We start from the raw sequence: 24,151 nt of genomic DNA, 5'->3' as shown, positions 1-24,151 counted from the left end.
CGGTCCAATCGTAGGGTGGGTTACGGCGCAATGTACAGCCGTGGCAGGCAGAATATCCCGCCCTGCGCCTAACCTACCCGACGAAACTGAATAAAAAGAGGCGCCCGCTGCCGCAGCAGGGGACGCCTGTAATCTGGCAATGCCAGCGTGGGAGCATGGAGGCTGCGGCCCGCAATGTTGCGGGCCAGGGCCAGCGGTCGGTCAGTGCAGGGTCTCGATGCGCAGGCTGTTGGTGCTGCCTGGCTGACCGAAGGGTTCGCCGGCGGTGATCACCAGGGTGTCGCCGGCCCGGGCGACGCCCTGGGCCCGGGCGATTTCCAGGGCGGTGCGGGTGACATCCTCGACCTTGTGCAGGCGCTCGTTGACCACCGAGTAGACGCCCCAGGCCACGGACAGGCGGCGCGCGGTATCCAGGCTCGGGGTCAGGCTGAGGATCGGCGCCTTCGGCCGCTCGCGCGAGGCGCGCAGGCTGCTGGCCCCGGACTCGCTGTAGTTGACCAGCGCGGCCACCGGCAGGATGGCGCTGATACGGCGAATGGCGCAGCTGATGGCGTCCGAGGCGGTAGCCTCGGCCTGGGGCCGACCGACGTCCAGCTGACTCTGGAAGTCCGGGCCGCCCTCCACTTGGCGGATGATCTTGCTCATCATCTGCACGGCCTCCAGCGGGTAGTCGCCGGAGGCGGTCTCGGCCGACAGCATCACCGCATCGGCCCCCTCGGCCACGGCGTTGGCCACGTCGGTGACCTCGGCACGGGTCGGCGCGGGGGAGAAACGCATGGATTCGAGCATCTGGGTGGCCACCACCACCGGCCGGCCGAGCTGGCGGCAGATGCGGATGATGTCCTTCTGGATGCGCGGTACGTTCTCCGCAGGCACCTCCACGCCCAGGTCGCCGCGGGCAACCATGATGGCGTCGCACAGCTGGGCGATTTCCTCGATCTTCTGCACCGCCGAGGGCTTCTCGATCTTGGCCATGAGGGCGGCCTTGCCCTGGATCAGCGCGCGAGCCTCGAGGATGTCCTCGGGGCGCTGGACGAAGGACAGGGCCACCCAGTCCACGCCCAGTTCCAGGCCGAAGGTCAGGTCGCGGCGATCCTTCTCGGTCAGCGGGCTCAGTTGCAGTACCGCCTCGGGCACGTTGACCCCCTTGCGGTCGGACAGCTCGCCGCCGGCGATCACCTCGGTGATCACCGCGTCGCTTTCCTTGGCGGTCACCTGCAGGCGCAGACGGCCGTCGTCCAGCAGCAGGTTCATCCCCGGCTGCAGCGCCTCGATGATTTCCGGGTGCGGCAGGTTGACCCGCCGGGCGTCGCCCGGGGTGCTGTCCAGATCCAGGCGCAGGGTCTGGCCGCGCTGCAGCTCGACCTTGCCTTCGGCGAAGCGGCCAACCCGCAGCTTGGGTCCCTGCAGGTCCATGAGGATGCCGATGGGCGTGCCCAGCTGGCGCTCCACTTCGCGCACCCACTGGTAACGCTGGGCGTGGTCGGCGTGCTCGCCGTGGCTGAAGTTGAGGCGAAACAGATTGACCCCGGCCTCCACCAGCTGGCGGATCTGTTCGATGCCTTCGACGGCCGGCCCGAGGGTGGCGAGGATCTTAACTTTCTTGTCGGCGTTCATTGGGCGGGTTCCTCGAGGATCAGAATGGCGCGGAAATCGTTGACGTTGGTACGGGTCGGGCCGCTGACGATCAGGGCGTCCAGGGCGGCGAAGTAGCCATAGCCGTCGTTGTTGTCCAGCTCGTCGCGGGCGTTCAGGCCCAGGCGCGCGGCGCGGGCGTAGGCGTCCGGGGTCATCAGGGCGCCGGCGTTGTCCTCGGAGCCGTCGATGCCGTCGGTGTCGCCGGCCAGGGCGTAGACCCCGGGCAGGCCCTTGAGACTCTCGGTGAGACTCAGCAGGAACTCGGCGTTGCGTCCGCCGCGGCCGTTGCCGCGCACGGTGACGGTGGTCTCGCCGCCGGAGAGGATCACGCAGGGCGCCTTGAGCGGCTGGCCGTGCAGGCGTACCTGGCGGGCGATGCCGGCATGCACCTTGGCCACCTCGCGCGATTCGCCCTCCAGATCGCCGAGGATCAGCGGGGTGAAGCCGGCGGCGCGGGCCTTCTCGGCGGCGGCCTCCAGGGACTGCTGGGGGGTGGCGATCAGCTGGAAATGGCTGCGCGAGAGCACCGGGTCGCCAGGCTTGACCGTCTCCGAGCGCGGGTCCTGCAGCCAGGTGCGCACGTTGGCCGGAATCTCGATCTGGTAGCGCGCCAGTATCGCCAGGGCCTCGGCCGAGGTAGTCGGGTCGGCCACCGTGGGGCCGGAGGCGATCACCGTGGCCTCGTCGCCCGGCACGTCGGAAATCGCGTAGGTATAGACGCTGGCCGGCCAGCAGGCCTTGGCCAGGCGGCCGCCCTTGATCGCCGAGAGGTGCTTGCGCACGCAGTTCATCTCGCCGATGGAGGCGCCGGACTTGAGCAGGGCCTTGTTGATCGCCTGCTTGTCGGCCAGCGAGATGCCCTCGGCCGGCAGGGCCAGCAGCGAGGAGCCGCCGCCGGACAGCAGGAAGATCACCCGGTCGGACTCCTGCAGGTTGCTGACCAGCTCCAGCACCCGCCGCGCGACCCGCTCGCCGGCATCGTCCGGCACCGGATGGGCGGCTTCCACCACCTCGATCTTGCGGCAATCGGCGCCGTGCTCGTAGCGGGTCACCACCAGGCCGGAGACCTCGCCCTGCCATTCGCGCTCGATCACCTCGGCCATGGCGGCGGCGGCCTTGCCGGCGCCTATGACGATGACCCGACCGCTACGGTCGGCGGGCAGGTGGTCGGCCAGCACCTGGCGCGGGTGGGCGGCGTCGATGGCGGCGCTGAACAGCTCGCGCAGCAGGCTTTGCGGATCGATGGACATGGCAGGCTCTCTTGTTATCGCTGGTACAACGTCGATTCTACTGCGCGGCGTCCGCCCTGCAGGCGCTGCGCACTAGAATCGACCCACCCGGCTGGCAGGCCGTGACACCGCCAGCCAGGCAGATCGAAAGGGTTGCCGCGGGAGGGCTGACCCCCTCCCGCGACCCGTGGCCTCACTCGCCGCGGATGTTGAAATTGGCCATGTGCTCCAGGCCCTTGATCAGCGCCGAGTGATCCCAGTTGCTGCCGCCGATGGCCGCACAGGTGCTGAACACCTGCTGGGCGTTGGCGGTGTTGGGCAGGTTCAGGCTCAGTTCCTTGGCGCCGGCCAGCGCCAGGTTGAGGTCCTTCTGGTGCAGGCTGATGCGGAAGCCCGGATCGAAGGTGCCCTTGATCATGCGCTCGCCGTGTACCTCGAGGATCTTCGAGCCGGCGAAGCCGCCCATCAGTGCCTCGCGCACCTTGGCCGGATCGGCGCCGTTCTTGGCGGCGAACAGCAGGGCCTCGGCCACTGCCTGGATGTTCAGGGCGACGATGATCTGGTTGGCCACCTTGGCGGTCTGGCCGTCGCCGTTGCCGCCGACGCGGGTGATGTTCTTGCCCATGGCCTGGAACAGCGGCAGGGCGCGCTCGAAGGCATTCGGGCAGCCGCCGACCATGATGCTCAGGGTCGCCGCCTTGGCGCCGACTTCACCGCCGGACACCGGGGCGTCCAGGTAGGCGGCGCCGGTGGCCTTGATCTTCTCGGCGAAGGTCTTGGTGGCGGAGGGGGAGATCGAGCTCATGTCGATGACCACCTTGCCGGCGCCGACGCCCTCGGCCACGCCGTCCTGGCGGAACAGCACGTCCTCGACCTGGGGGGTGTCCGGCACCATGACGATGATGAACTCGGCTTCCTGGGCGACTTCGCGCGGGTTGGCCAGGGCGATGCCGTTGGCACCCAGCAGGTCGGCCGGGGCCTTGTCGAAGTGCTCGGAGAAGAACAGGGTGTGGCCGGCGTTCTGCAGGTTCTGCGCCATGGGCTTGCCCATGATGCCGGTGCCGATAAATCCGATTTTAGCCATGAGAGATCTCCTCTGATTAGATGGCGTTGTGCGCTTTCATCCAGCCAAGGCCGGCAGCGGTGGTGGTGGCGGGCTTGTATTCGCAGCCGATCCAGCCTTGGTAGCCGATGCGGTCCAGGTGCTCGAACAGGAAGCGGTAGTTGATCTCGCCGGTGCCCGGCTCGTTGCGGCCCGGGTTGTCGGCCAACTGCACATGGTTGATTGCCGCCAGGTTGGCCTCGACGGTGCGGGCCAGGTCACCCTCCATGATCTGCATGTGGTAGATGTCGTACTGCAGGTACAGGTTGCTGCTGCCGACCTTGTCGCGAATGGCCAGCGCCTGCTGGGTGTTGTTCAGGTAGAAGCCGGGGATGTCGCGGGTGTTGATGGCTTCCATGACCAGCTTGATGCCGGCGGCCTCGAGCTTGTCGGCGGCATACTTGAGGTTGTCGACGAAGGTCTTCTCCACCGTGGCGCAGTCGACGCCCTGGGGGCGGATGCCGGCCAGGCAGTTGATCTGGCTGTTGCCCAGGATCTTGGCGTAGGCGATGGCCTTATCGACGCCGGCACGGAACTCCTCGACCCGGTCCGGGTGGCAGGCGATGCCGCGCTCACCCTTGGCCCAGTCGCCTGCGGGCAGGTTGAACAGCACCTGGGTCAGCTGGTTGGCGTCCAGACGGGCCTTGATCTCCTCGGCCGGGAAATCGTAGGGAAAGAGGTATTCCACGCCGCTGAAGCCGGCTTCGGCGGCGGCGGCGAAACGCTCCAGGAAGTCCACCTCGGTGAACAGCATGGACAGGTTGGCGGCAAAACGGGGCATAAAAGCACTCCTCGGGTGCGTAGGGTGGATGCCGCACAGCACATCCACCCTAGGGTTGCATCAATCCAGCAGCGAGATGGCGGTCGGGGCGTCGGCGCCGCGCTCGGCCAGTTCCTCGAACTCGTTGATGGCGTTGATCTCGGTGCCCATGGAGATGTTGGTGACGCGCTCCAGGATCACCTCGACCACCACCGGCACGCGGTGTTCGGCCATCAGGCGCTGGGCTTCGGCGAAGGCGTTCTGCAGTTCGTTCGGGTCGAACACGCGGATCGCCTTGCAGCCCAGGCCCTCGACCACGGCGACGTGGTCGACGCCGTAACCGTTGATCTCCGGCGCGTTGATGTTCTCGAACGCCAGCTGCACGCAGTAGTCGATGTCGAAGCCGCGCTGCGCCTGGCGGATCAGGCCCAGGTAGGAGTTGTTCACCAGCACGTGGATGTACGGCAGGTTGAACTGCGCGCCGACGGCCAGTTCCTCGATCATGAACTGGAAGTCGTAGTCGCCGGACAGCGCCACCACCTGGCGCTGCGGGTCGGCCTTGACCACGCCGAGGGCCGCCGGAATGGTCCAGCCCAGCGGGCCGGCCTGGCCGCAGTTGATCCAGTGGCGCGGCTTGTAGACGTGCAGGAACTGCGCGCCGGCGATCTGCGACAGGCCGATGGTGCTGACGTAGCAGGTGTCCTTGCCGAACGCCTCGTTCATCTCCTCGTAGACGCGCTGCGGCTTGGCTGGCACGTTGTCGAAGTGGGTCTTGCGCTGCAGGGTGCGCTTGCGCTCGCGGCACGACTCGACCCAGGCGCTGCGGTCCTTCAGCTTGCCGGCGGCCTGCCACTCGCGGGCGACCTCGAGGAAGGCGTCCAGCGCCGCGCCGGCGTCGGAGACGATGCCCAGATCCGGGTTGAACACCCGGCCGATCTGGGTCGGCTCGATGTCGACGTGGATGAACTTGCGACCTTCGGTGTAGACCTCGACCGAACCGGTGTGGCGGTTGGCCCAGCGGTTGCCGATGCCGAACACCAGGTCGGAGGCCAGCAGGGTGGCGTTGCCGTAGCGGTGGCTGGTCTGCAGGCCGACCATGCCGACCATCAGTTTGTGGTCGTCGGGGATCGCGCCCCAGCCCATCAGGGTCGGCACCACCGGCACGCCGGTCAGCTCGGCGAATTCCACCAGCTTGTCGGCGGCGTCGGCGTTGAAGATGCCGCCGCCGGCGACCAGCAGCGGGCGCTCAGCCTCGTTGAGCATGGCGATGGCCTTCTCCGCCTGCACGCGGTTGGCGGCCGGCTTGGCCAGCGGCAAGGGTTCGTAGGCGTCGATGTCGAACTCGATTTCGGCCATCTGCACATCGAACGGCAGGTCGATCAACACGGGACCGGGACGGCCGCTGCGCATCTCGTAGAAGGCTTTCTGGAAGGCGCGCGGTACCTGGCCCGGCTCCATCACGGTGGTGGCCCACTTGGTCACCGGCTCGACGATGCTGGTGATGTCGACGGCCTGGAAGTCCTCCTTGTGCATGCGCGCACGCGGCGCCTGGCCGGTGATGCAGAGGATCGGGATGGAGTCGGCGCTGGCCGAGTACAGGCCGGTGACCATGTCGGTGCCGGCCGGGCCCGAGGTGCCGATGCACACGCCGATGTTGCCGGCATTGGTGCGGGTGTAGCCCTCGGCCATGTGCGAGGCGCCTTCGACGTGGCGAGCCAGGACATGGTCGATGCCGCCGACTTTCTTCAGTGCGGCGTACAGGGGGTTGATGGCGGCGCCGGGGATGCCGAACGCAGTGTCAACGCCTTCGCGGCGCATCACCAGTACGGCGGCCTCGATTGCTCTCATTCTGGCCATTGTCTTGTGCCTCTTTTGTTTTCAGATTGTATACAAGTTACCTGGCTCGGATTCTATGCAGCTACTGACTGGTGGGTCAACAATTTTTCTGGCGTGCCGAGGCTGCGGTGGAAAATCTTTTGAAACGCCTGTTTGAGCGGAGCGGTGCAGGAGTAGGGGGCGGTGGAGATCACCTATGTATACAAAAAGCATTTTAAGTGTGTCCTTATATTGTTTTTTTTGTTTCTGGTGGGATAGTTGGGGTGAGCTTTGGATTGCTCGCGTGTCTTCTTCCGCCACGCAGGCGGGGATTGCGGCGGGCGTTTCGTTCGATCTATCACCATTGAGGAAGGGCTACTTATGAGCACCCTGAACCTGAACACGGCCACCCTGATCAGCAACCGCGCCCTGGCGGTCGGCCGGGAAATAGGCGCCGCACCCCTGACGGTCGCGATGCTGGATGCCGGCGGTCACTTGATCAGTCTGCAGCGAGAAGACGGCGCCAGCCTGTTGCGCCCGCAGATCGCCATCGCCAAGGCCTGGGGGGCGTTAGCGCTGGGCAAGGGTTCGCGCCTGATCGCCGCCGATGCCCAGCAGCGTCCGGCCTTTATCGGTGCGGTGAACAACCTGGCAGGCGGCAACCTGGTCCCGGCGCCGGGCGGGGTGCTGATTCGTGATGAGGAAGGCGAGGTGATAGGTGCCATCGGCATCACCGGCGACACCTCGGACATCGATGAGCGCTGTGCGATCAGCGCGGTGGAGTCCCAGGGCCTGAAGGCCGATCCGGGCGTTGTCGGCTGAGTGACCTAGGCCGGCTAGCCGTGCGGGGCATCGAGCACGATTACACGGAAGATTTGCGCACCGCCTAACCCGCTCGAAGGCATTGACTCAAGCGTGGCCGATCCGCTCCGAGGGGGTGGCTGCGCTTATGTCGATTTCACAGCCCTTGATCACCAGGCGAATGATGGTCCGTGCGGCGGCTTCGTAGTCCTCATCGCTGAGGCTGGCCTTGCCGGTGACGGTGGAGATTTGCCAGTCGAAGTCGGCGTAGGTTTGGGTCGCCGCCCAGATGCTGAACAGCAGATGGTGCGGGTCGACCTCGGCCATCAGACCCTGGTCGATCCAGCGCCGGATGCAGGCGATGTTGTGCTTGGCCTGGGCATTGAGCTGTTCGGTCTGTTCGCTCGACAGGTGCGGCGCGCCATGCATGATCTCGCTGGCGAATACCTTGGAGGCGAAGGGCAGCTCGCGGGAGATGCGTATCTTCGAGCGGATGTACGCTTCGAGCACCTCGCCCGGGCGCCCGGCCTGGTTGAACGGGGCGGAGGCGGCCAGCAACGGCTCGATGATGCTCTCCAGCACCTCGCGGTAGAGGTTTTCCTTCGACTTGAAGTAGTAGTAGACGTTGGGCTTGGGCAGGCCGGCCTTGGCGGCAATGTCGCTGGTCTTGCTCGCCGCGAAGCCCTTGTCGGCGAATACTTCGCTGGCCGCGCGCAGTATCAGCTCTTTGTTGCGCTCGCGAATGCTGGTCATAGGCCCTTTCGATATCCTTGTGTCGCCCGGCGGGGGACGGCGGAGCGGCATGGTAGCACCGGCCTCGCGCAAGGCTCAAGCCAGCGCCTGGCGGGCCTGCGGCTCGCTTAGCTGACCGTCAGGTCAATATCCTGTATACAGGATGGAGCTTTTCTGTTTCCATCTGCTGCCATGGCGTTCATGACAAAAGACCTATCGGCTCTCTGAGTAGCAGGAGACCCGCTGTGCACAACTCTCAGCTGGTCGACCCCTTCGGTCGGCGCATCACCTACCTGCGGCTGTCGGTCACCGACCGCTGCGATTTCCGCTGTACCTACTGCATGAGCGAGGACATGGTCTTCGCCCCCCGTGCGCAGATCCTCAGCCTGGAGGAGCTCTATTCGGTGGCCGATGCCTTTATCGGCCTGGGGGTTAAGCGCATCCGCATCACCGGCGGCGAACCCCTGGTGCGCAAGAACCTGCTGAGCCTGTTGGCCCGCCTAGGGCGGTGTCCCGAGCTGGAGGATCTGGCGATTACCACCAATGGCTCGCAGTTGGCCGAACTTGCGCCGCAGTTGCGTGCCGCAGGCGTCCAGCGCCTGAATGTCAGCCTGGATTCCCTGCGCCGCGAGCGCTTCGCCGCCTTCACTCGGCGCGACCGCCTCGACCAGGTGCTGGCCGGGATAGAGGCCGCACGGGCGGCGGGATTTCGCCGGATCAAGCTCAACAGCGTGGTGCAGAAGGGGCGCAACGACGACGAGGTGTTGGAGCTGGTCGAGTTCGCCATGGCCCGCGGTCTGGACATCAGTTTCATCGAGGAAATGCCGCTGGGCAGCGTCTCCAGCCACCGGCGCGAAGAGACCTTCTGCTCCAGCGACGAGGTGCGCCGGCGCATCGAGCAGCGTCACGCACTGGTGCGCAGCAACCAGCAGACCGGCGGCCCCTCGCGTTACTGGCAGGTGCTCGGCAGCGAAACCCGGGTGGGCTTCATCTCGCCGCACAGCCACAACTTCTGCGGGGACTGCAACCGCGTGCGGGTCACCGCCGAGGGCAAGCTGGTGCTGTGCCTAGGGCATGAGAACGCACTCGATCTCAAGGCGCTGATACGCCGGCATCCGGGCGACCGTCAGCGCCTGCGCGGTGCTCTGCTGGAGGCCTTGCAGCTCAAGCCCGAGCGCCACCATTTCGAGGCCGATGCACAGGTGCAGGTGGTGCGGTTCATGAGCATGACCGGCGGCTGAGTCGCCGCTGTAGGCCCCATCCCCACGCCTAACCCAACTCAAACAATAATCAGGAGGGTCGCTGTGAAATCCATTCGCGTCTGCAGTTTATTAGCCGCGTTGATCGCCGCCGATGCCAGTGCCGAGCGCTATGTGGTCGGTGTGGAGGACTTGGCCTTCGCGCCGCACTACAGCATCGACAAGCAGGGGCAGTACCAGGGGTTCGCCCGTGAGCTGCTCGACGCCTTCGCCGCGCACAGCGGCATGGAACTGAACTATAGGGCACTGCCGGTGGCTCGTTTGCTGCCGGCCCTGCTGGCGGGCGAGGTGGATTTCAAGTACCCCGACAGCGTCCACTGGGCCCAGGCGCAGAAGGCCGGCAGCGACCTGACCTACAGCCAGCCCGTGGTCGACTATGTGGATGGCGTGCTGGTCGCGCCGCAGCGCCAGGGCGAGCCCCTCGAGCGGCTCAAGCGCCTGGCTCTGGTCGATGGCTGGACGCCCTGGGGCTACCAGCAGCGCATCGATGCCGGGGCAATTCGCCTGACCTACAGCGACGATTTGCGCAAGATGATCCACCAGGCGTTGAAGCAGGATACCGACGGCGCCTATTTCAACGTGGTGGTAGCCACCCATTACCTCGACAACATCCGCGCCCGGCCCGGCGCCCTGGTGTTCGATCCCAAGCTGCCGCACACCCGCGGCACCTTCCATCTGTCCACGCTCAAGCACCCCGAGCTGCTGCAGCGCTTCGATCATTTCCTGCTCGAGCGCCACGCCGAGGTGGCCGCGCTGAAAGCCAAGCACCGGGTCGAGGCCAATCTGGACTCCGAGTACATGGGCATGGAGCAGTGGAAGGTGGATTTCCTCGAGCGGCAGAAGGCCAAGGCGGCCGAGCAGTAAGCCTGCCACGACGCGTCATCCCCAAGGAGGCGTGGTGTGCTGCCGACAGGGGGGGGCGGCGAACTATTGATATCTTGGTTCGCTCAGAACGCCTATTCCCTGGCGTAGCCGCACCTCAGATTCCGGTGCATCCGATCAACCCGCTGCATTGGTGTCTTTTAGCTCATTGACAGAAAGAAGATGGGGGCCAAGCTGCTCGAGACCGACCGAGGGGCGCCTCGGTGGAGGCGGAGACCGACCACTAAACTCGTGTTCATTTTGAGCTGTGTCCTGCACCAGCTGCCAGTGAGAAGGACGTCACACGTGATGCGAGAGCCTCTATCTCGGTGCTTTCATGGCTTGCAGGAGCGAATACTGATGCATTAGCCTCTTGACTCAAACGACCGTTTATCTAACGGTACCTGTGCCAAGGAATGCTAATGACAGATGTACACCCGGGAATGGGTGCCGCTCCCACCGTGGATAGTGGACTTGCCTGTCTGGTCATGCTCGCGCGCTTCCACAACGTCGCCGCTTCGCCCGAACAGCTCTCCCACGAGTTCGCCGAAGATGGCCGCCATTTCGCCCGCGCCGAGTTGCTGCTGGCCGCCAAGAAGCTCGGCCTCAAGGCCAAGGCCGTGCGCAGTAAGCTCGAGCGCCTGGCGCACACGCCGCTGCCGGCCATGGCCGCCGATAGCGAGGGGCGCTTCTTTATCATCGCCCGCCTGGACGAAGGCAAGGCGCTGATTCACGACCCCCTGGCCCAGCGCCCCGAGGTACTTGGTTTCGAGGAGCTTGAGGCACGCTGGAGCGGCGAGCTGATCCTCATTCGTTCCGAGGCGTCCCTGGCCGGCGATCTGGCCAAGTTCGACTTCAGCTGGTTTATCCCGGCCATCGTCAAGCACCGCAAGCTGCTCGGCGAGGTGCTGCTGGTGTCCTTCGTGTTGCAGATTTTTGCCCTGCTGACGCCGCTGTTCTTCCAGGTGGTGATGGACAAGGTGCTGGTGCATCGCGGCCTGTCCACCCTGGATGTGATCGCCATCGGCCTGCTCGGCATCATGCTGTTCGAGACCGCCTTGAGTGGCCTGCGCACCTATGTATTCGCCCACACCGCCAGCCGCATCGATGTGGAGCTGGGCTCGCGCCTGTTCCGCCATCTGGTGACCCTGCCGTTGGCCTACTTCCAGGCCCGGCGGGTGGGGGACTCGGTGGCGCGGGTGCGCGAGCTTGAGAATATCCGCAGCTTTCTCACCGGCAACGCCATCACCCTGGTCTTGGACGTGTTGTTCTCGGTGGTGTTTATCGCCGTGATGTTTATGTACAGCGGCTGGCTGACCCTGGTGGTGATTCTCTCCTTGCCGCTGTACTTCATCGTGTCCCTGCTGATCACCCCGGTATTGCGCGCGCGCCTGAATGAAAGCTTCACCCGCGGCGCCGAGAACCAGGCCTTTCTGGTGGAGACGGTCAACGGCATCGACACCCTCAAATCCATGGCCGTGGAGCCGCAGATCACCCGCAAGTGGGACAACCAGCTGGCCGGCTATGTGGCCGCCAGCTTCAAGACCCAGAACCTCTCGGCCATCGCCAATGAAAGCGTAGGCCTGATCGGTAAGCTGGTCACGGTCGCCACCCTATGGTTGGGCGCGCGCCTGGTGATCGACGGCGACCTCTCGGTGGGCCAGCTGATTGCCTTCAACATGCTCGCCGGCCGGGTGTCGCAGCCGATCATGCGCCTGGCCCAGCTGTGGACCAACTTCCAGCAGACCGGCGTGTCGGTGCAGCGCCTGGGCGATATCCTCAACAGCCGTACCGAACTGTCCCAGGATTCGCGTAGCGCGCTGCCGCCACTCAAGGGCTCCATCGAATTCGATCAGGTGCAGTTCCGCTATCGCCCGGACGGCTCCGAGGTGCTGCGCGGCATCAGCCTGAGCATCCAGGCCGGCGAGGTGATAGGTGTGGTGGGGCGTTCCGGTTCCGGTAAGAGCACCCTGACCCGCCTGTTGCAACGCCTCTACACCCCCGAACGCGGCCGGGTGCTGGTGGACGGCATGGACCTGGCCCTGGCTGATGTGTCCTCCCTGCGCCGGCAGATAGGCGTGGTGCTGCAGGACAACATGTTGTTCGCCCGCAGCATCCGCGAGAACATCGCCCTGAGCGACCCCGGCACCCCGATCGAACGGGTGATGCAGGTGGCCAAGCTGGCCGGCGCCCATGACTTTATCCTCGAACTGCCGGAAGGTTACGACACCGTCGTAGGCGAACACGGCGCCTCGCTGTCCGGTGGCCAGCGGCAACGCATCGCCATCGCCCGCGCCTTGATCGGCAACCCGCGCATCCTGATCTTCGACGAGGCCACCAGCGCCCTGGACTACGAGTCCGAACGCATCATCCAGCAGAATATGCAGGCCATCTGCCAGGGCCGCACGGTGATCATCATCGCCCACCGCCTGAGCGCCGTGCGCGACGCCAACCGCATCCTGGTGATGGACCGTGGGCAGATAGTCGAGCAGGGCAGCCATAGCGAACTGCTTGACCATCAGGCCGGCCACTACTCGCGCCTGCATCGCCTGCAGCAAGGCGGTGCCGCATGAGTGCCAAGCGCGATCTGCTCAACCGTTACCGCCAGGCCTGGCGCCATGCCTGGGCCAACCATAAGGCCATGGATGCGCCGGCCCGACTAAGCCACGAGCTGCAATTTCTGCCCGCCGCCCTGGCCCTGCAGGAGCAACCGGTGCACCCGGCGTCGCGCTACGTGCAGTGGACCATCATGGCCTTCGCCGTATTGACCCTGATCTGGGCCTGCGTCGGCGAGATCGACGTGGTCGCCACCGCCAGCGGCAAGATAGTGCCCAGCGGCAAGAGCAAGGTGATCCAGCCCAGCGAAGTGGCGGTGGTCGAGGCCATCCACGTGCAGGACGGCCAACGGGTCAAGGTCGGTGACCTGCTGGTGGAACTGGACAGCAGTCAGACCCACGCCGATGTGCAGCGCCTGAACAGCGACCTGCTCGCGGCCCAGGTCGACAGCGCCCGCGCCACGGCCCTGCTGGATGCCATCCAGCACAACGCGCCGCCAGCCAGCCTGGAGCAATTGATTCCCCAGGCCAGCGCCGAGCAGCAGCTGGCGGCGCAACGCTGGCTGCAAGGCCAGTACCTGGAACTGCAAAGCACATTGGCGCAGAGCGCCGCCGCTATCGAGCAACGCAGCGCCGAGATCCAGGCGGCGCAAACCAGCGTCGCCTCGTTGCAACAGAGCCTGCCGATCACCCGCGAGCTGGCCGCCGACTATAAGCGCCTGCTGGACAAGCAGTATGTGGCCAAGCACGCCTACTTGGAGAAACAGCAGACCCTGCTTAACCAGGAGCGCGAACTCAGCACCCAGCAGTCGCGGGTGCGCGAACTCGGCGCGGCGAAAAAGGCCGCCGAGAGCCAGCGCAGCAGCGTGCTGGCGCAGACCCGCCGCGCCATGCTCGATCTGCAGCAGGAGGCCGAACAGCGCGCCGCGGCGCTAAGCCAGGAGTTGAAGAAAGCCCAGCAGCGCGACCGCCTGATGCAGCTCACCGCCCCGGTAGACGGCACCGTGCAACAGCTGGCCATCCACACCCAGGGCGGCGTGGTCACCGAAGCCCAGCCGCTGATGGTCATAGTGCCCAGCGACCAGCCGGTGGAAGTGGAAGCCCTGCTGGAGAACAAGGACATCGGCTTCGTCCGCCCAGGGCAGGAAGTGGAGGTCAAAGTCGAGACCTTCACCTTCACCAAGTACGGCGTGATTGAAGGCGAGGTGGTCAGTATCTCCAACGATGCCATCGAGGATGAACGTCTGGGGCTGGTGTACAGCGCGCGGATACAACTCAAGCAGGACAGTATTCGGGTGGGCGAGAACCTGATTGCCTTATCGCCGGGGATGGCGGTTAGGGCGGAGGTGAAGACGGATAAGAGGAAGGTAATTGACTACTTCCTTAGTCCGCTAAAGCAATATGCCGTTGAAAGCCTGGTAGAGAGATAATATGTTAGGAGCAAGATTAAGTTATTTATTTTCCAATATTTTCGCATAGTAACAATCATTGGAGTGGGAGCTATAGTCGTTGCCTTCTTGTGGGTGCTTGCTGATTTTTTTCTATTTAGCAGGCACAGGTTTGTTGTTTCCAATACAAGCGGGCAAGACATCGTTGTGGTTGGGGCTGCCATTGATGGGGAGGTAATATCCAAGCGGTCCATAACAGTCCATCAGGCATCGAGGCCCCATCTTACATCTAAAAATTATGTGAGGTTTGAATTGCCCGCTCAAGGTGGAATTTATAGGCTGTCCCTTTTCATAAGAGGGGATGCGCAAAAAGAAAGTTTGCTAATTCGTGAGTTAGATATTCCTCAGGGTGTTGACTGTACAGTTATGGCAAGAAAAGATGCGGAAGGGGCGCTGCTGTGCGTCTGTGATTATATGGATTATTCATCGTTATAAGGAGATTTTAAAAATAAATCTGCCCATTTGCCTATCTAGGTGGGTGCTGGATAAGTTGGTGTGAATTTATTATGGCTCAATATAAATCTATTAAGGAATGCGTGTAAATGAAAGTAAGGCTCCTGGTTTGCGGCGGTCTTTTGCTGGCTGTATTTTCAGTGTTTTGGATATACGGCAACTCACTGATCGCTGTTGGCGAGCGGGAGTCAAGATGGGTGTTGTGGGATATGTGGGGTGTAAGCTATTTCAACGTCCGTGCACTCGATATTGAGGAGCATGAGCGGATGAATCTATTAAGTCTTCAGGAAGGCTCCAGCAAAAACCAAGAACTCATTACCTATGTTGTGAGGAATAGATGCAAGGATGATTCTGAACGATGCTATTTAATTATGACATCGGCATCTAACCTTTTGATTGATGGGGCTGATTATGATACAGGGCTTAAGGGGGCTGTTGAGGCAATCAGCAGGGTCAAAGATGCTAGCATTTGCCCGGTGGCTTATGAGTCAGCAATTCTAAAGTATAAGATAAAAACTCTTTCATCTAGAAGTATTGACTCTGCTCGCAGTGCATCAAGGCGCATTATTGAAAAAATAAAGCTGGAAGGCGGGCTTATGAAAAGCCTCAAAACAAAGTCCTGTATCAGTTTATTAAAAAGAAATCCGAATTTCTTTCATGAGTATGCTTTGTTGATTGCCCATGTCATGGGTTTTGCTGGCGGTGATTTTGCGAAAGCCGGGGCGTATATAAATTCTTCTGTGAAATAATCAAGGACGGTCTGAATGTCTACTCCAGTGGAAACTCTAAAAGATGTAAAAAATACTATTGATCAGGCAGGGACAATTAATGAGTATGTTCGAAGTCAAATCGAAAATATAAAATCTGGCGACAATGAACAATCTGTCCATGACTCTATTGATTTGCTGCTTGAGGGATTGAGTCAGATGGGTGGGACAGTCGGCAAGCTTGCTGATAGCGCAAGTGGAGTGTTGACTTTTGTCGAGTATGCAGAGGGGACTAGCGAGTGGGCAAGAAAGGCTAACAATACCACGTTAAGAATCATACTCGACGGGGTGAATGCACTAAATAAGTGGTCTGGTTACAATCCTCAACGTCCAGATGGCACTCCTGCCCCCCCATTTAAACCAATCCCTTATCCAGATGGGCCCTATTTTACCGATGAGGATTTAGGTGCTGAGAAGGATTTAAAGGATAAGTTGGAAGATGTCAGAGATGCTGTCGACAAGATAAAAAAAATAGGAGGCGAGCTGTCTTCAGGATCTGCTTTAACTAGGCTGTGCTATCCAAATTGGTCAGAATATATTAATGCCGAAGTTGAGCGGATAAACTCTGAATTTACTTCAGCAGTTGAGTTTGTCCAGCGCCGCGATCCCCTCGCACTAGACCTCGACGGCGACGGTATCGAAACGCTTTCGGCCAACTCTGGTATCACCTTCGATTTCGACGGCGACGGCCTAAAAACTGGCACCGGCTGGGTCAAAGGCGATGACGGTTTCTTGGTGCTTGACCGCAATGGCAATGGCACCATCGATACCGGTAAGGAACTATTTGGTGTCGATACCGTTAAGGTCAACGGTAAGCTGGCCTCCGACGGCTTCGACGCCCTGCGCGATCTGGATAGCAATGCCGATGGCGTATTCGACTCGCAAGATATCGAGTTTGCCAATGTGCGTGTCTGGCAGGATCTTAATCAAGATGGTGTATCGCAGGCGCATGAGCTAAAAAGCCTGGCCGAACATAACATCGTCGCCATCAATCTTGACTCGACCAGTACCAATCAGAACTCCAACGGAAACTTGATCAGTGCTGTAGGCACTTATGTTCGTGGTGATGGCAGCGAGAGTTCGGTCAATGGCAACTTAAGCCAGGCGGCCAACCTGGATCTGGCATCCAATCCGTTCTACCGTCAGTTTACCGACCGCATAGCCTTGGACTCGGTTGCAAAGGGGCTGCCGGGCATGCAAGGCTCGGGCGCGGTGCGGGATCTACGCGAAGCCAGCATGCTCAACCCTAAACTTAAGGCTGTGCTTGCTCAATATGCTTCGGCGCAGACTCGTCAAGAACAATTAGGGTTACTGGATCGTGTGCTTGCCGAGTGGGCCGAAAGCTCGGGCTATCGCACTTTCGATCAGCGAGTCTCTGCGCTGAATAGCAATTCGGCGCGTTTTATTTTTGCCTATTCTTGGGAAAAGCCACAGGGCATCAGTCTTTCCGCTGGTTCAACGGGTGGCGGCGGCAGTAATTCGGGCTCGCTTGCCCTGGGCGAAGGGCATAACACAGGGCCAACTGCTGCTCAGCTTGAGCAGAAGGCATTGCTTGAGAAAATCAAGATTCTCGAGGTCTTCAATAGTCAGAACTTCTTTAACTTCAGCGCGACGCAGCGTACCGACGCCAGCGGCAAGAAAACTGTGGATGCAGTATTTGGTGCCGGTTCTATGCGTGGCGGGAGTGGCAGTTTCAGCAGCGGTATCGTCATGGGTGATACCACTCACTACGTCACCGAAGCACACCTGGGGGTGAACGCGACCCAGGCTCAGCTCCTGAAAAGTGCTTATGAGGCGTTGCGTGAGTCGGTGTATCAAGGGCTGTTGTTACAGACACGCTTACAGCCTTATGTGGCTGATATCAATCTGGTTTTTTCTGTAGATGGCATAGCGTTGGATTACAGCGATGTCACTCAGTTACTTGAACAGACCCACCAAAGCAACCCAATCAAGGCCAGCGTCGATCTGTTTGAGTTGATCAAGGCGGTCAAAGGGCCTCTGGATCAATGGTCCGCTACCCTAGGTACCTGGGTGTCGCAACTCGATGCTGCTCAGCAGCAAGCGTTCAAGCAGCAGTTGGGTGGCGCGAGCAGCATTGTCCAGGGCGGTGCTATTGCCGATTCGCTCTCTACTGGTAGCGGTTCAGACTTTGTTTTTGGCAAAGAAGGCAACGATACCCTCCAAGGTAATCTGGGTAATGACTACCTCGATGGCGGGGCGGGGAGTGACCGTCTGTACGGTGGTGACGGCGCAGATATCCTGCTTGGCGGTGGTGGCGATGATTATCTTTCTGGCGGTGCCGGCAATGACATCATTAGCGGTGGAGCGGGTAATGATCACTTAGACGGTGGTGAGGGATCGGACACCTACCTGTTTGGTATTGGCTCAGGCAACGACACGATTGGCAGTTACGACCGTTCGGTTGGCCGCTTTGATAGCGTTCTACTGAGCGAAGGGCTGGGCAAGGAAGATGTCCAGCTTTCTCGTCAGGGTAATGACCTAGTGATCAAGTTGAAGGGTCATAGCGATACATTACGGGTTAGTTACTTCTTCAACCAAGATGCGACTGGCGGTTATCAGATCGATCAGATTCAGTTTGCCGGTGGACAATCCTGGTCACTGGACGAAATCAAACACATCGTTATGCAGCCCGCCGAAGGGCTGACCCAGTTGCACGGCTATGAGTCTGCCGATGTGATTCAGGGCTCGGATGCGAGTGAGTTTATCAACGGCTATGGTGGCAATGACACGCTTGCAGGTGGCGGTGGCAATGACCGTCTCGACGGTGGCACCGGTAATGATGTTCTAGATGGTGGTGTAGGTAACGATTACCTGTCAGGCGGTATTGGCTCCGATACTTATCTGTTCGGACCCGGCTCCGGGCACGATGTAGTGAATAACTATGACACCTCGACGGGGCGGCTTGACCGTATTCAGCTTGCAACGGGTGTGACGCCTCAGGATGTGACGGTGCGGCGTTCGGGCAGTGACCTCCTGGTGCGCCTCAATAATGGCCAAGATTCGATACGTGTGCAGAGCTTCTTCCACCAAGATGGTGCGGGCGGTTATCAGGTGGACCGTATCGATTTTGCAGATGGCACCCAATGGAATGTGGCGACCATCAAGCAGATGGTCTTGCAAGCCACGGACGGGGCTGACCAGCTAACCGGTTATGCCTCTGGGGATATGATCGACGGCGGGATAGGCGATGACAAAATCGATGGCCAGGATGGCGACGACAGCCTGAGCGGCGGGATAGGCAATGACTCGCTGAGCGGTGGCGACGGTAACGATGTGCTGCGCGGAGGAGGTGGTAATGATTACTTATCCGGTGATGCAGGTTCCGATACTTATCTGTTTGGGCGCGGTGATGGTCACGATCGTATTTCCAACTACGACATCACTGCTGGTCGAGTGGACGTCATTCAACTTGGCGAAGGTATTGCTCAGTCGGATATCCGCTTGACCCGAAGCAGCAACAGCGACCTGATTCTGACCATTCTCGATACGGGTGATTCGGTTTCCGTTCTCAGCTTTTTTGCCAAGGATGCGACCACCGGGCACTTTATTGATCGCATTGTATTCGCCGATGGCAGCTTTTGGGATCTTGAGCAAATCAAGCTGCAGGTACTTCAACCCTCTGATGGCGCCGATACCTTATACGGTTATGCGACGAATGATTTGATCAATGGTGGTGCCGGTAATGACGCCCTGATTGGTAATCAGGGAAACGATCATTTGTCTGGCGGCGAGGGTAATGATCGCCTGGAGGGTGGTGAAGGAAATGACACCCTGGATGGAGGCGCTGGTAATGACTACATGACTGGTGGTGAAGGTTCAGATACCTATGTGTTTGGTCGCGGTTACGGGCAGAATGTGATCAATAACTTTGATCGATCTGCTGGCTCCGAGGACATTATTCAACTCGCCGCTGGTATATCACCGGCGGATATTCGCCTGACTCGTCTGCAGAACAATCTCATCCTGAGCATTCAAGGTAGCGACGACACATTGACTGTTGAACACTATTTTGAAAGTGACGCCACCGACGGTTACCAGATTGATCGAATTGTCTTCGCCGGCGGTACTTCCTGGGATGTAGAGGCGGTCAAGCAGCTTGTACAGGTTGGTACTGACGGGGCGGATAGGCTATACGGCTACGCTACAGACGATGTACTGGAGGGCTTAGCAGGAAATGATCGGCTCTACGGCAATGCTGGGAATGATCATTTATCTGGTGGCGATGGCAACGACACCCTGGATGGCGGCGAAGGTAACGATACCTTGCTTGGGGGCAATGGTGATGATGAGCTGTCCGGTGGCCGTGGTGCTAACTTGCTGGATGGTGGTGCCGGTAATGATACTTACTGGGGGGGGGAGAAGAATACCTATATCTTCCGTCAAGGCAGTGATCATGACCGGGTGAGTAGCTTGCCAACTGAAGCGATCATCCAGATTGAAGGTTACAACCTTGAGCAACTTTTGTTGCGCCGTTCCGGCGATAATCTAGCTGTCTCTTTCCTGGCAAATAGTCAGGACACACTGACGTTCGAGAAGTTCTTCGACGACAGTACTCCGCGCCGTGGGCTGACCTTAAAGGATGCGCTAGGCAATGTGGAAGTGCTGGATACTCAAGGGGTTAATGCAAGGACGTTGGTCGGCTCGACAGGGGATGATCATATCCAGGCGAATGATCTGGACAACACGATCTCTGCTGGCGAAGGTGCAGACCATATTGAAGGCTTTGCGGGTGATGACCTGCTTGATGGCGGTGCTGGTGATGATTTGCTTCAGGGCGGTCAGGGTAATGACACGCTGGTTGGCGGAGCTGGCAACGACCAATTGCAAGGTGGCCAGGGTGACGACCTATACCAATTAGCTGCTGGTAGCGGCATAGATCTGATTCAGGACGAAAGCGGTAGCGACAGCCTGCACTTTATTGATGCAGTCCCTGCGGATGTTGTTTTGCGTCGTGATGAGTACGACCTGGTAATAAGCCGAACTGCCACGGGTGATCAGATTCGGATTAAGGGTCAGTTTTCCTATCAGGCGGGTGTGCATGGTCAAACCCCAATCGAGTCAATGCTCTTCGCTGATGGTACGTCCTGGGATATTGTTCAGATCAAGCAAATGGCGTTGGCCGGTACCGTTGATGCCGATGAGATTTTCGGCCACCCCGATGATGACCTTATTCATGCAGGTGCGGGCGACGACATCGTGCATGGCCAGGAAGGCAGCGATGAGATTCACGCTGGCGAGGGCAATGACACCCTAAACGGCGGCGATGGCGACGACGCACTGTACGGCGATGCTGGCGGCGACCTGCTCAATGGCGACTGGGGCGATGACCAACTGTATGGCGGTGACGGTAACGATATCCTCCATGGCGGTGCTGGTAATGACCATCTCTACGGCGAAGCGGGCGATGACCATCTTTACGGTGGTGGAGTGCTCGACGGTGGCGCTGGTAACGATTACCTGGAAGGCAGCGGCCTGCTGATTGGCGGCGAGGGTAACGATACCCTCAAAGGCGAGGGTTTCGACACCCTGCAAGGCGGCGCTGGTGATGACCTGATTGAGGCTTACAGCAATGCCTGGAATCAGGGCAGCAATACCATCCAGGGCGGTACCGGTAACGACACTATCTATGGCTCGTTCGGTGAGGACACTTACATCTTCAACCTCGGCGATGGCCATGACCTGCTGATCGAGCGGCGTGCCAATGAGGCCTACAGCAACATTGAGCCGACCGCCGACACCTTGAGCTTTGGCGAGGGGATTGCGGCCAGCGACCTGAGCTTCCACCGCCGTGGCCTGGACATGATCATCGAGCATGCCAACGGCACTGACTCCATCACTGTGCAGAACTGGTTCAAGGAGCCCAACGATCACTTCAAGCTCGAGCATTTCGTGTTCGCCGATGGCAGCGAGTTGAGCCAGGCCGAAGTCGAAGGGCAAGTGATCTGGCACGGCACAAGTGGCGTGGACAGTTTTATCGGTTACCGCGACCTTAACGACAGCATGCGTCTTGGCGCGGGTGACGACAAAGCCTGGGGCCGAGCCGGTGATGATGTAATCCACGGTGAGGGTGGTAACGACTACCTGGACGGTGAGGCTGGTGACGACACGGTCTATGGTGGTGCTGGAAACGACCAGTTGATGGGCGGTGTGGGTAATGACCTGCTGTCCGGCGGTACTGGCGACGACAAATACGTTTACACGTTGGGCGACGGCGTCGACACCATCGACAATACCGGCGGTGGTAATGACGGAGTGTTCTTCAGCGGCGGTATCGATGAGGAGCGTCTGACCTTTACCCGCGATGGTGATGACTTGTTGATTCTGGTGGACGGCGATGCAGAGCAATCTGTGCGCGTGCTGGGTCATTTTCTGGGTGGCGACAAGGCCATCAGCTATGTGCAGCCTGATGGCGGCTTCCTGATCAACGCCACACGTATTGCCCAGATCGTTGCAGCCGGCAACGTGCCTGGCGGCTTCGATACCCTCGTAGAGGGTACTGCTGCAGGTGAGCAACTGGCCGGTGGCCAGGAGCGTGATTTGCTGCGTGGTCTGGCGGGTAACGACACCCTGTTCGGTATGGGCGGTAATGACCAGATCGAAGGCGGTGACGGCAACGATTACCTCTCTGGCGGCAACGGCTCGCAGAGCGGTTCGGGTGATGACATCCTACTTGGCGGCATTGGCAACGATGTGCTCGATGGTGAAGATGGCGATGACCAACTGACCGGCGGCGCAGGTGATGATAAGTACTACTACCGTGCCAACGGCGGTGTCGACGTGATCGACAACACGGGTGGCGGCTTCGACGGTGCGTTCTTTATCGGTATCGCGCGTGCTCGGTTGAGTTTCCATCGCGAAGGCGACGATCTGCTGATTTTGGTGGATGGCGATCTTGAGCAGCAGGTAAAAGTGACCGATCACTTCCTTGGCGGGGATTTCGCCATTGACTATGTTCAGCCCGATGGTGGCAGCTATATCACCACCGCTCAGATTGCTGGCCTGCTGACCGCGCTGCCCGATGGCGGCACCGATGAGCCGGAGGATGGTGGCAATCCCGGTGACGGTGAAGAGCCGGGTGACGGCGGCACCAATCCAGGTGGCGGCGACCAACCACCAGTTGCGGGTGTTGGCGGTGATGATGTCCTCAGCGGGACCGCAGCCAATGATGTATTGATTGGTGGCGCCGGTAACGACACGCTCACGGGCGGGGCAGGCAATGACCGGTTGCTGGGCGGTATTGGCGACGATACCTATGTCTTCACTGCCGGTCAGGATGTGCTTGAAGAACTGGGCGGCATCGACACGTTGCGCTTCGCCAATGGCATTACCTTTAACCAGGTAGCCTCTGGCTTGGGCAAGTCGGGTAACGACCTGGTCCTCAAGGTGAATGGCAACACCGCCAACCAGGTCACGCTGAAGGATTACTTCCTGGGCGGCGATAGTCTGGTTGAGACCATCAGCTTCGACACCGGTGGCCAATTGACCGCGGCTCAAATCTTCGGGGCGTTTGGTATTGCTATGCCAACGGCGCCCGCTGCGGCGTTCGACAATGTCGTGCAGGGCAGCAGTGGCGACGATGCCGCACTGAATGGCAGCGCTCAGCGTGATTTGCTGCAAGGCTTCAATGGCAATGACCAGCTTTCCGGTGCAGCCGGTAATGATCGCCTCGAGGGCGGCAACGGCAACGACACTCTCAACGGCGGCGCAGGTAGTGACACGCTGGTTGGCGGTCGTGGCGATGACACCTATGTGTTCGCGGCAGGTGGCGGCCAGGACGTTATCGATAATATCGGTGGCGGTTTCGATACCCTGCGCTTAGACGGTATTACCTTCAACCAAGTCTCCAGTGGCCTGATGAAGAGCGGTAACGACCTGGTGCTCAAGGTCAGCGGTGGCAGCGATCAGGTCACCCTGAAGAACTGGTTCCTGGGCGGTGACCATGTCGTCGATGTGATCAGCTTCGCTTCAGGTGGCCAACTCACAGCTGCTCAGCTGTTTGGCGCGTTCGGTCTGACTAACCCTGATACCAACGGCTCGCCGAACTACCAGAACCTGCCGGATGAGCGTGCGTTTGGCACCATTCTGGCGGGGCAGGCTGGCGATCAGAATGTCATCGGTTCGTCCGATGCGGACCTGATCGACGGTGGTGCTGGTAACGACAAGCTGCGCGGAGGCAAGGGTAATGACTACCTCCTCGGTGGCGAGGGAAACGACACCTACTACTTCGCTGCAGGCGATGGTCAGGATGTTATCAACAACCTGTCCAATTCTCCGGCCGATAACGACATGCTGAGCATCGAAGGCATCACCCGTGACAACCTCTGGTTGTCGCGTCAGGGCGACAGCCTGGTGATCGATGTGACGGGCTCTACCGACAGCGTTACCGTGCAGGATTGGTATGCAAACTCGGCCCAGCGTCTGGATGCAATTCAGGCGGGTGCTTCGATCTTGTACGCCAATCAGGTCGATAACCTGGTCAATGCCATGGCCGCCTTTGGCGCGCCTGCCGGTGGGGAGATCAACCTGAGTCAGGTGCAGCGCGATCAGCTCAATGCGGTCATCGCAGCTAACTGGCAGTAGGTTCTTGCATTAACAAACAGCCCGCCTTGATGGCGGGTTGTTTGTTTGTGGTGCTTATAAGTCGTGAGAGAACGATTCCCTTTTTCTATACAACGCCCGCCACCACATCAACGGGCGGTCGGGATCACCC

General features: G+C 60.4%; 13 protein-coding genes. 7 read left to right on the top strand and 6 right to left on the bottom strand.

All coding sequences use genetic code 11. The features are described from left to right. Nucleotides 1-201: 201 nt before the first annotated feature. The 5 genes from pyk to gcl all read right to left on the bottom strand — a co-directional run bounded on the left by pyk (nt 202) and on the right by gcl (nt 6,586). Nucleotides 202-1,617: a pyruvate kinase gene (gene pyk, locus ACSX1C_RS06670; protein ID WP_439888772.1), complete on the bottom strand. Its 1,416-nt coding sequence runs from the start codon at nt 1,615-1,617 to the stop codon at nt 202-204. Continuing rightward, nucleotides 1,614-2,888 carry a glycerate kinase type-2 family protein gene (locus ACSX1C_RS06665; RefSeq protein WP_439888771.1) on the bottom strand — a complete coding sequence of 425 codons (1,275 nt, stop codon included), beginning with the start codon at nt 2,886-2,888 and terminating at the stop codon, nt 1,614-1,616. Before ACSX1C_RS06665 ends, pyk begins: the two co-directional genes overlap by 4 nt. A gap of 172 nt (nt 2,889-3,060) precedes the next feature. Further along, nucleotides 3,061-3,951, bottom strand: coding sequence for a 2-hydroxy-3-oxopropionate reductase (locus tag ACSX1C_RS06660; protein WP_439888770.1), 891 nt, complete (start codon nt 3,949-3,951; stop codon nt 3,061-3,063). A 16-nt stretch (nt 3,952-3,967) separates the two neighbouring features. Beyond that, on the bottom strand, nt 3,968-4,750 hold the full coding sequence (gene hyi / locus ACSX1C_RS06655; RefSeq protein WP_439888769.1) for a hydroxypyruvate isomerase: 783 nt from the start codon (nt 4,748-4,750) through the stop codon (nt 3,968-3,970). Between the two features lie 60 nt (nt 4,751-4,810). Continuing rightward, nucleotides 4,811-6,586, bottom strand: coding sequence for a glyoxylate carboligase (gene gcl, locus ACSX1C_RS06650; protein ID WP_439888768.1), 1,776 nt, complete (start codon nt 6,584-6,586; stop codon nt 4,811-4,813). A 339-nt stretch (nt 6,587-6,925) separates the two neighbouring features. On the opposite strand from gcl, the gene ACSX1C_RS06645 reads away from it, so the two are divergent. Next, nucleotides 6,926-7,366 (top strand): GlcG/HbpS family heme-binding protein, encoded by a 441-nt coding sequence (locus ACSX1C_RS06645; protein ID WP_318646076.1) that lies wholly within the window; start codon nt 6,926-6,928, stop codon nt 7,364-7,366. 87 nt (nt 7,367-7,453) lie between these two features. Here ACSX1C_RS06645 and ACSX1C_RS06640 read toward each other — a convergent pair whose 3' ends face one another. Continuing rightward, nucleotides 7,454-8,098, bottom strand: a complete 645-nt coding sequence (locus ACSX1C_RS06640) for a TetR/AcrR family transcriptional regulator (protein WP_439888767.1) — start codon at nt 8,096-8,098, stop codon at nt 7,454-7,456. 224 nt (nt 8,099-8,322) lie between these two features. Here ACSX1C_RS06640 and moaA point away from each other — a divergent pair, with 224 nt between their 5' ends. The 6 genes from moaA (at nt 8,323) to ACSX1C_RS06610 (ending at nt 24,021) form a co-directional block, all read left to right on the top strand. Then, complete coding sequence (gene moaA / locus ACSX1C_RS06635; protein WP_439888766.1) at nt 8,323-9,318, top strand: GTP 3',8-cyclase MoaA; 996 nt, start codon at nt 8,323-8,325, stop codon at nt 9,316-9,318. Between the two features lie 63 nt (nt 9,319-9,381). Next, nucleotides 9,382-10,200, top strand: a complete 819-nt coding sequence (locus tag ACSX1C_RS06630) for a substrate-binding periplasmic protein (protein WP_439888765.1) — start codon at nt 9,382-9,384, stop codon at nt 10,198-10,200. A gap of 419 nt (nt 10,201-10,619) precedes the next feature. Continuing rightward, on the top strand, nt 10,620-12,770 hold the full coding sequence (locus ACSX1C_RS06625; protein ID WP_439888764.1) for a type I secretion system permease/ATPase: 2,151 nt from the start codon (nt 10,620-10,622) through the stop codon (nt 12,768-12,770). After that, on the top strand, nt 12,767-14,182 hold the full coding sequence (locus tag ACSX1C_RS06620) for an HlyD family type I secretion periplasmic adaptor subunit (protein ID WP_439888763.1): 1,416 nt from the start codon (nt 12,767-12,769) through the stop codon (nt 14,180-14,182). The genes ACSX1C_RS06625 and ACSX1C_RS06620 overlap by 4 nt, the downstream gene beginning before the upstream one ends. Nucleotides 14,183-14,742: 560 nt before the next feature. Then, on the top strand, nt 14,743-15,402 hold the full coding sequence (locus ACSX1C_RS06615) for a hypothetical protein (RefSeq protein ID WP_439888762.1): 660 nt from the start codon (nt 14,743-14,745) through the stop codon (nt 15,400-15,402). Nucleotides 15,403-15,417: 15 nt separating this feature from the next. Continuing rightward, the gene (locus tag ACSX1C_RS06610) at nt 15,418-24,021 is read left to right on the top strand and encodes a calcium-binding protein (protein ID WP_439888761.1); all 8,604 of its coding nucleotides are present in this window, start codon (nt 15,418-15,420) and stop codon (nt 24,019-24,021) included. Nucleotides 24,022-24,151 lie beyond the last annotated feature (130 nt).

It is taken from the genome of Pseudomonas sp. MBLB4123 (assembly GCF_051904775.1).
Lineage (GTDB): Bacteria > Pseudomonadota > Gammaproteobacteria > Pseudomonadales > Pseudomonadaceae > Aquipseudomonas > Aquipseudomonas benzenivorans_B.
This window is presented reverse-complemented; position numbering and strand designations above follow the sequence as displayed.